The following is a 7,970-nucleotide window of genomic DNA, read 5'->3' on the forward strand; positions in this document are numbered from 1 at the left end:
AGCTTAAATTTGCGGACTCAGGATCTGCGAATCTCGAAATTTGGGCGTCAGAGCACACAACTTGTGGACCGGGAGTCCATGAATTTGATTATTGAACTGTGGCGCGGACCAAATCTCGGACTCCGGGTCCGCCAATTACAAAGTTTCGAGCCCCAAACAGGCAAATTCGCGGACCGAGAGTCCATGGAGTGCGCGTGGAAGTGTGTAGTCGCATAAATCAGTGGACTCCGGGTCCGCTGATTTCAAAGTTTTGCCCTCAAAGCACAAAACTGGCGGACTGGGAGTCCATGAATTGCGCGTTGAACGTTGTTGTACTCAAGCATAGTGGACTCAGAGGCTGAGCATATTTATTGCTTTCCAAATTGTTTGGGTGTAAATTGACCGCAAAGAAAAGTGACTGTCAATGAGGGTAAAGGGGGAATCATTGATGGATAACGCAAAGAAGCACGCTTCGAATTGGGCGAGCATGGGCACGGCCACCCGGCGAAAAATGATCCTAGATGAGTTTGAAACAGAGATGCGGCTCCAAGATTATCGCGATATAAATATTAGCGCTCTGGCCACGCATCTGAATATTGGCAAAACAATGATCTTTCGTAGTTTCCCAACCAAGGCCAACCTGGTTACAGCCCTAGTCCTGCGGGATCTTGAGGCATTCGGGCCGGCGCTGGTGAACGCGCTGGGTGCCACAAATCACCAGGTGCTCCAGAAATTTTTCGCGGAACAGGTCACGCGGCAGTTGCCGCTTCTCAAGAGTCTGGCGCTGGCGCGGAACCTGACGGAAAAAGATATGCCTGCAGCTGATCTGGCGGCGTTTCATGTGGGGCTGGTGAAGCAGTACCAACAGATCGCCGCGCAGCTGAAGGCCAAGCAGGGGTTTATGCATGAAAATGAAACCGCGCAATTGGTGCGGCTGGCGTTGGTGCTGTTGGTGGATGCGTGCGATGATACGCGGTATGATCAAACGCCGCTGCGTGCGGCCGATGCGGTGTGGGCGCAGTCGCGCGTTTATGTGAATCGCGCCTATGGTGGTTCGGCGCCAAATGGGCTGCGCCAGCCGCGGCGTCCGAGTTGAGGGATACGGCGTGGTGGCCCGCGCCATATTAACAGTTAGGCTGGTTATAAAAAGTTCGCAGGAGAAAAATTCCCCTGCGAGCTTTTTTTATCTCACGAACAAAAACGCTCGTGGGATCTGCGGCTAAATTGCGCTCACTTGTATTTCAGTAACGCTTCGCCAATCGTATAATCGCGTTGATATTCGTCATCCGGCACCAGCATGCCGCCGGTCGCCCAAACGAGGTGGGTCGCGTTGGCCATGGGGTACTTGCTGGCGAGGAGCGGTTGGACGTCGTGGAGGGCGGCGAACCCGGCTGTCGCGCTTGGCTCGACGCGGATGTGCTCGGTGTCCATGAGCTCGGCGGTGTACGCCATCACGCGGTCGTCCTTGAACGTCGTGATGGCGTCCAGCAGGGTCCGCATTTCATGGCCGGCGAGACGGCTCGGGCGGCCGACCGCCAGCCCATCCGCTTCCGTCAGGCCGTCCAGCCCGATGTCGTAGACCGAGATCTGCTCGTTGAGCGTCGTCGCCATGCCCAGGACGACAGACGGGACGTGGGTCGGCTCGGCGAAGATCGCGTGGACCGCGTCGCCGAAAATCATTTTCAGCCCGAACGTTACCCCGCTCGGCGATCCGCCCACGCCAGCCGGCAGATACACGAACAGCGGATGCGTGGCGTCGACCGGAATGCCGGCGTCCCGCAGCTGCTTTTGCAGGCGAATGCCCGCGACCGCGTAGCCGAGGTACAGGTCAACGCTCCCTTCGTCGTCGATGAAAAAGACGGTGGGGTCCTGGTCAGCCGCGAGCCGGCCCGCCGTGATCGCCGAGGAAAAATCGGTGTCGTGCTCGATCACCGTCGCGCCTTTTTCGCGCAGGAGGTCCTTTTTCCACTGCTTCGCGTCGTGCGACATATGCACCGTTGCCCTGAAGCCGAGTTTGGCCGCGACGATGCCGATCGACAGCCCCAGATTGCCGGTCGACGCGACGGAAATGCCGTAATGACTGAACAGATCGTGGAACGCCGGCGTATCAAACGCTGCATAATCATCCATATACGTGATCAGTCCGGCTTCGACAGCAAGCTGTTCCGCAATTTTCAACACCTGGTAGATTCCGCCGCGACTCTTGATCGACCCGCTGATCGGCAGCTGATTGTCCGCCTTGAGATACAGCGCGCCCGGCAGATCGTAGTGCTCGCGCGCCGTCACCGCCGCCTTCATCGCGGGCAGCGGCACCACCGGCGACTCAAGGATCCCGCCGCTCGTCGCCGTTTCCGGAAACGCGTGCACGAAATACGGCGCGAACCGATCCAGCCGCGCCGCCGCATCGAACAGATCCGCGCGCGTTTGCCGAAGCGTCGCCGCATTGCCATAATCCGGATTGGCCCACACGACCTCGCGCCCGGCCGCCAGATCCGCAACGATCGGCGTGGACGCGGCTAATTCATCAATATTCATTATTATCCTCCTTGTATTTTGCCGGCTTTGGGAAAAATAGTGACGCGCTAATGTCGCTGGCGCCGCCTCCGCACTTCGCTTGAGCAGAAGGCGACGGCCCTGCGAAATTTGTCCAGTAGGAAGTGTACCATATTGTCACGGGCAATGCAGTGCAGACGCCTCACGCGAAGACGGTGGAATCGCGGCCTATATAATAGAAGAAACACGTCTGAATTATCGCAGGAAAAATCGTGTAAGCCTTGGGGGACAATGGATTCAGCGGTTTTTGGATGACGCAAAAGCGCGACTGGTATGTCTCGACGCGCAGCTTTTTCCTGTTTCGATTGCCGCCTTTTAGACCTTGATTTCTCAGCGCACGCGGCGCCTGATCGCCCGCCGCACCGGATTTTCCAGCCCCCCAGATCTTCCATTCCGCCCGGGGTTTACGGTATGATCAACAAGTAGCTACTGGAGGCGGGAAATATGGCGATCATTAAAGTTGTGGGCGCAATTATTATTGTGGATGGCACATTATTTGCTGGTAAACGAGCGGCTGGCCGGCATCTGGGCGGTACTTGGGAATTTCCAGGTGGCAAGATTGAGTCTGGCGAAACGCCGCAACAAGCACTGCGCCGTGAACTGAAGGAAGAATTTGGTGCCGACGCCACAATCTTGGGCCGCTTTGAGCAGGCAGGCGACCAAGAATATGAGTTTGGCGAAGTCGTGCTGGATTGTTTTTTCGCTAAGTTTGAGACGCCGGTGACCAAAACCGTTGCCCATGACGAGTTGCGCTGGCTCACCGCGGATCAGGCGCGCGTCTTGACCTGGGCGCCAACCGATCGCCCCGTCCTCGCGCAATTATTGAAAGATGGGTTTCGTCAATGAATACTGAAGAAGAACTGCGCCGCGCCGCCGATTTTGGCTTCATCGACGACCAGACCGAGGCGCTGGAAGTATATCAGCCGATGCTGGTGACTAACAAAAAGGACGAAAACGTGCTCGGCGCGTTGGAAGATGAGCTGCGCGAAAGTCAGACGTTTACGATTGCCGTGGCGTTTGTGACGCTCGGCGGCCTGCTGGACCTGAAGCCCGTGCTGGCGGACCTTGCCGCGCACGGCATTCGCGGCCGCCTGATCACCTCGACGTATCTTGGCTTCAACGATCCGCGCGTGTTCGCCGACCTGCTGCACATTCCCAATCTGGACGTGCGAATCGTTGAGGCGGAAGGCTTTCACACCAAGGCCTATTATTTTCAGCACCGCGATTTTCAAAGCGTCATCATCGGCAGTGCCAACCTGACGCAAAATGCGTTGAAGGTGAATTTCGAATGGAACCTCCGCGTCACATCCACGGCCCGCGGCGACGTGGTGAAAAACGTGTCCCACCAGCTTTCGACTTTGTGCGAAAAGGCGGTGCCGCTAACTCCCGCGTGGATCGCGCACTACACCAGCACTTGGCAACCGCAGGCGAGCGCGACGCAGGCGAAAGTGGCCGAAAGTCCGGTCGACTATTCGGTGATCAAGCCAAACCGCATGCAGCTGGATGCGCTCGCCGCGATTCAGGAATTGCGCGATCAGGAACATGCGCGTAAGGCCCTGATCGTTGCCGCGACTGGGACGGGCAAAACAATTCTCGCGGCGCTTGATGTGCAGCGGGTCCAGCCCCGCAAATTGTTGTACGTGGTCCACCGCGAACAGATTCTGCGCAAGTCCCTGGAAAGTTTCAAGGCGGTCTTGGGCGGGCCGGATCGCGATTACGGCATTCTCAGAGGGTCGTCGCGTGACACCTCGGCGAAGTACTTATTTGCGACCATCAATATGATTATCAAGCCCGAGATTTATGCGCAATTAGGACCCGACGCCTTCGATTATATTTTGATCGACGAGGCCCACCGCGTCAGCGAAAATGCGGCTGGTGAAAAAGAGACCATGTACCAGCGGCTGTTGCAGGATTATCAGCCTGCTTTTATGCTGGGCATGACCGCGACGCCGGACCGCATGGATGGCCGCAATGTCTATGAATTTTTCGATTATAACCTGGCTTATGAGATCTCGCTGCTCGATGCGCTCGACGATCAGATGCTCGTGCCGTTTCATTACATTGGCGTGCCTGATTTTCAGCTGGATGGCCAGATCATCAGCGACACCACGCAGCTCAAGGACCTGGTCTCGGATGAGCGTGTCGATTATCTAATATCAAAGACCTTCTATTACGGACCGCGCGAGGGCGGCGTGCACGGATTGATCTTCGTCAGCCGTCTGGAGGAAGGCGCGCAACTCGCGAAGAAGCTGACCGCCCGGGGCATTGGCGCCGAATTTGTTAGTGGCAGCGATTCGGTCGCGACCCGCGAAGACGCCGTCCGCCGGTTGGAAAATAGTGAGATTCAGTATATCGTGACCGTCGATGTTTTTAACGAAGGCATTGATATTCCATCATTGAACCAAGTGGTCATGATGCGCCCGACCCAGTCCAGCATCATCTTCCTGCAACAACTCGGCCGCGGCCTTCGACGTGCGGCGGGGAAGGAATTTTTGACTGTGCTGGACTTCATTGGCAATTACAAAGAAAATTATCTGATCCCGCTGGCGTTTGAGCGCAAGCAAAGCAGCAGTAAGGACACCCTCCGTCGCAAAGTGATCTCGCCGACGATCTCCGGTGTCTCCACGATCAGGTTTGAGGAAGTCGCGCGGAAAAATATTTTGCAGGCGGTCAATCACGCGAATATGCGCAGCGCGCTGCGATTCAAACAGGCCTACCAAAGCCTCCAAGCGAAGGTGGGACGGCCGCCGCTTCTGCTGGATTTTGCGAAGTTCGGCAACGTGGCGGTCGAAGATATTATTCGCGCGCATAAGACTGTTTATGATTTACGGACCAAGGTGACGCCGGATGATCCGCCAGTGCCGCTATCGAGGCAAGCGTATCAGTTTCTTGTTTTTCTCTCGCGGGAGATCGCCGTGGCCAAGCGTCCGGTGGAGTCTTGGGTGCTGGGGCAGCTGTTGGCTGGGGTGCGCGTGACCGACGCCGGTATCCTGGCCGCGATGCGCGCGCGGAATTGGTTTTGCGATGCGGAAACCGTGGCATCGGTGGCACGTGGGCTGACTGGGCAGTATTTTCTACTGAAAGCCAGCGTGCAGCGCTATGGGGCTGAGCCACTGGTGGTCATTCGCGATGGGGAATGGACGCTGGCGCCCACCTTTGCCGCCGCGCTGACTGAGCCCAATTTTCGCCAATACGCCGCCGACGCGATCGCGGTCAATCAGTATGAGCTGCAAAACGGCGTGCTCGACCTCGCGGAACGCTTCACGCCGGGCGAGAAATATTATCGGAGCGACGTGATTCGCCTGCTGAACTGGGACCAGGAACAAAACGGGCAAAACGTCGGCGGGTACATGATGCGCCGCGACCACCGTTTTGTGCCCGTGTTTATTGCGCTAGAAAAAACGGAGAAGTTCCAAAATAAAATGGCTTATGACGACCAATTTATTGATCGCAGCACCATGCGCTGGTATTCCAAAAGTGGACGCACCACGACCAGCGCCGTGGAAAGCGTATTGATCGGGGCACACGACTTCGGCATGATCCAGCTGTTCGTCAAGAAATCCGACCACGACAAGGGTGAAGGCACCGACTTCTATTATCTCGGCCCGGCGAAAGTGATCGATGCGACGAACGAGGTCAAGCATAACTCGGAGGGGAAAGCGACCAAGCTCGTCAACTTCAAGCTGAAGCTCGCGCATTCTGTGCCGGCGGGACTGTATCGGTCCTTGAATGACTTTGATTATTGAGCGTTGGCAAAAATGAACGTCTGGTCGTAAATAAACATCTGTCGATTGGAAGACAGATGTTTATTTGTGTACCGAGAGACAGTGCCAGACACGTGTTCAGTCATTGACGGGTGACGGTCGCGTAGACCGAGTGGCACGCGTTTACAGCTTTCGGTGCCCAAGATTTTTCGCCTGCCTTCGCATAACTGTCATATTATGTCGCGGTGATATGCTACACTGCTCCAATAAGAAAGAAGGGGCAGTTATGTTTGGAATGACGCTTGTCTTTGGTGTGAAGGCCGTGTTGATGCTGATCTTGGCAATCGGCGTGATCGTAGGGTCACTTTGGTGGTTTGGCGAGACTGAGCACCTATTTTTAGTCTTCCTCGTTGTCGCCTTGCCGGTCTTTTGGGCCGCGATGTACATCTGGCTGTTCTTCAGCATGATGCACGGCTCCGCACTGCTTGGGGTCTTGGACTTTGGCAAGTGGATCGGGTACATCGTCCTGGCACTTCTCGCAGGGGTCGTCTATATTTGGTGGCGCGACCGCTATTGAGCACGGAAAATTAATTTGAAAATGTTATTATAACTTGCTGCCTCTCATCATTTCCGTCATACTAGGGAAAATGATGGGAGGCGTTTTGATGCGCCAAAGTAGTCCGGAACGCACCGTTGACATGTTGGTTCGCCTGATGCAAGGCGATGCGCTGACTTACGAAGACTGGTGTCGCCGCTATCACAAAGAAGCGGCGAGGCGCACCTTTCAGCGCGACCTCGCCGTTATCAAAAATACGTTGCTGGAATATGATTTTCCCGCGACTCTCGAGCGAGATGGCGAGATCATCACGCTGAAGAAAAACTCGTCCACCGAGGCTTTTTCGGCGGTGATCGCGTGCGCTCATATCCTTTTGGCGAGCCGCGGCCTGCCCAAAAACGAAATGATGGCCACCCTTGCGATGCTGGAGGATCAGCTGTCGCCGCGCCATCGAGAGCTAGGCCACGATTATCTCCAGATGGCCAAGGCCAGTTACGTGCCGCTGCCCAATGCAAAGGCACTGTTGTCGCGCTTGCTGGAACTCGCGCCCTTGATTCTGCGCCACCAGGAGATCGCCTTTAGTTATATGGGGAGCGACGGCGGGCCACAAACGATTCAGCATGGCCGCCCCGAAAGTTTATTTTTTGATAACTACTATTTTTATGTCGCGATGCAAAGCCGCGAACATCACGGCTACTGGACGTATCGCGTCGACCGCATCCTCGCAATCGATGACATTGCGTCTGCCGCGATGCCGGATCCCGCCAGCCGATTTTCCCTGCAAGACTACCGGAAAAATACGTACCTGCAGCGCAAAGGCGAGCTGATCACGCTGCAATTCAAGTGCTGGATCTACCCCCAGACCGCGCTGGACCGCTTTCCGGAGTCGAAGATCATTCGACCTTGCGAGCGCGGCGGGGTGGTGATCGAGGCGCGGGCGTATGCGGCGGGCGCGTTGATGTGGCTGCTCAGCGAAGGCGCGCAGGTGCAGCTGATTTCGCCGCCGACCTTGGTCGCCCAGCTCAAAGACCAGCTGCGACAGGCGGTGGCGCAGTACGATCAGGACTAAAAAAGGCGGCACGGGGCCGCCTTTTTTTAGTGCCTCAATTTTCAAGTCAAGTGCAACGATGATAACGAATCCTTGATAGTGGTCTAGGTTGTTAAGCCATGCGTTGGTA

6 protein-coding genes are annotated in these 7,970 nt (G+C 56.2%); 5 read left to right on the forward strand and 1 reads right to left on the reverse strand.

Annotation, left to right across the window (positions count from 1 at the left end; translation table 11 throughout):
* Positions 1–427: 427 nt before the first annotated feature.
* Positions 428–1,075 (forward strand): TetR/AcrR family transcriptional regulator, encoded by a 648-nt coding sequence (locus EKM95_RS09770; RefSeq protein WP_125697959.1) that lies wholly within the window; start codon positions 428–430, stop codon positions 1,073–1,075.
* 134 nt (positions 1,076–1,209) lie between these two features.
* Here EKM95_RS09770 and EKM95_RS09775 read toward each other — a convergent pair whose 3' ends face one another.
* A complete protein-coding gene (locus tag EKM95_RS09775; RefSeq protein ID WP_125697961.1) occupies positions 1,210–2,514 on the reverse strand; it encodes a D-serine ammonia-lyase in 1,305 nt (434 codons plus the stop codon).
* A 462-nt stretch (positions 2,515–2,976) separates the two neighbouring features.
* Between EKM95_RS09775 and EKM95_RS09780 the strand changes: the two genes are divergently transcribed.
* From EKM95_RS09780 to EKM95_RS09795, 4 genes are all read left to right on the forward strand, one after another.
* Complete coding sequence (locus tag EKM95_RS09780) at positions 2,977–3,378, forward strand: (deoxy)nucleoside triphosphate pyrophosphohydrolase (RefSeq protein ID WP_125697963.1); 402 nt, start codon at positions 2,977–2,979, stop codon at positions 3,376–3,378.
* Entirely contained in the window at positions 3,375–6,278 is a 2,904-nt protein-coding gene (locus tag EKM95_RS09785) for a DUF3427 domain-containing protein (RefSeq protein ID WP_125697965.1), read from the forward strand. Before EKM95_RS09780 ends, EKM95_RS09785 begins: the two co-directional genes overlap by 4 nt.
* Positions 6,279–6,522: 244 nt before the next feature.
* Positions 6,523–6,813, forward strand: a complete 291-nt coding sequence (locus EKM95_RS09790) for a hypothetical protein (protein ID WP_125697967.1) — start codon at positions 6,523–6,525, stop codon at positions 6,811–6,813.
* 88 nt (positions 6,814–6,901) lie between these two features.
* The gene (locus EKM95_RS09795; RefSeq protein WP_164510172.1) at positions 6,902–7,861 is read left to right on the forward strand and encodes a helix-turn-helix transcriptional regulator; all 960 of its coding nucleotides are present in this window, start codon (positions 6,902–6,904) and stop codon (positions 7,859–7,861) included.
* The last annotated feature ends 109 nt before the right edge of the window (positions 7,862–7,970 follow it).

The organism is Lacticaseibacillus yichunensis (assembly GCF_003946405.1).
GTDB lineage: Bacteria > Bacillota > Bacilli > Lactobacillales > Lactobacillaceae > Lacticaseibacillus > Lacticaseibacillus yichunensis.